Raw genomic sequence first — 1,285 nt, 5'->3', positions numbered from 1 at the left:
GGGCTGGACCTGCTGCTCTCCTACAGCGCCAGCGACAGTGTCAGGATCAAGAGTTGGTTTGCCGACACGGCCAAGCCGATCGAAAGGATCGACTTCGCGGACGGCACCCGTTGGAATGCCGCGCAGATCGAGGCCCTCGTGAACCAGCCACCGCTGGCCACGATCCCTGGCACGGCCGGAAATGACACCCTCAAAGGCACCGCTGGCGACGACGTCCTCGACGGTCGCGCCGGCAACGACACCCTGAGCGGCGGCGCCGGCAACGACACGTACCTGTTCGCACGCGGCTCGGGCCAGGACGCCGTGAGCGAAATGGACAGGAGCGGCGGCAACTACACCGATACCCTGCAACTGGGCCCGGACGTCTCGCCGGACCAGCTCTGGTTCAATCCGGTCGGCAACAACCTGGAGATCGGCATCCTCGGCACCGACGACAAGATCACCGTCAACAACTGGTACTTGACCAGCGCCAACCGCATCGAAAGGATCAGCTTCGCCGATGGCACCAGCTGGAATGCCGCGCAGATCGATGCCCGTGTGCCCCCGCCGCCGGCGCTCTCGATCGTCGGCACGGCCGGCAACGAGATGCTCAAGGGCGGCCCGGGCACCGACACGCTGCAGGGCCTTGCCGGCAACGACACCCTTGACGGAGGCGTCGGCGCGGACCTGATGATGGGCGGCGCGGGGGATGACTCCTACGCCGTCGACAACAGCGCCGACGTGGTGCGGGAGCTGGCCGGAGAAGGCATCGACACGGTCTACACCGGCATCAGCTGCACGCTGGGCGACAACGTCGAGAATCTCCTGATCAATTCCGCGGGAGCCGTCACTGCCACCGGCAATGCGCTGGGCAACGTCCTGTATTCGGGCGCGGGGGACAACGTCCTCAATGGCCTGGATGGCATCGATGAAGTGTCATATCAGCACGCCGGCGCTGCCGTGACCGTCAATCTCGCTCTCACCGGCCCGCAGGCCACGGGCGGCTGGGGCGTCGACACGCTGCTGGACATCGAGAACCTCACCGGCAGCAGGTTCGATGACACGCTGGCAGGCAACGCCCTGGCCAACACACTCAGCGGCGGCGCAGGCAACGACACCTACCTGTTCGGACGCGGCTCGGGCCGGGACACGGTGAACGAAAACGACAGCACCAGCGGCAACACCGATGTCCTGCAACTGGGCCCGGGCGTGTCCATGGACCAGCTCTGGTTCCGCCAGGCCGGCAACGACCTGGAAATCAGCATCATCGGCACCGACGACAGGGTCACCGTCAACAGCTGGTACT

1 protein-coding gene is annotated in these 1,285 nt (G+C 66.0%); it reads left to right on the top strand.

Features of this window, described 5'->3' with window-relative positions; genetic code table 11:
• Positions 1 to 1,285: calcium-binding protein (locus A8M77_RS34980; RefSeq protein WP_272947477.1), on the top strand; the 1,285-nt coding region annotated here is incomplete at both ends.

The organism is Variovorax sp. JS1663 (assembly GCF_002157355.1).
GTDB lineage: Bacteria > Pseudomonadota > Gammaproteobacteria > Burkholderiales > Burkholderiaceae_C > Variovorax.
Note: the sequence above shows the minus strand (reverse complement) of the source record. Positions and strands in the feature narration are given on the sequence as shown.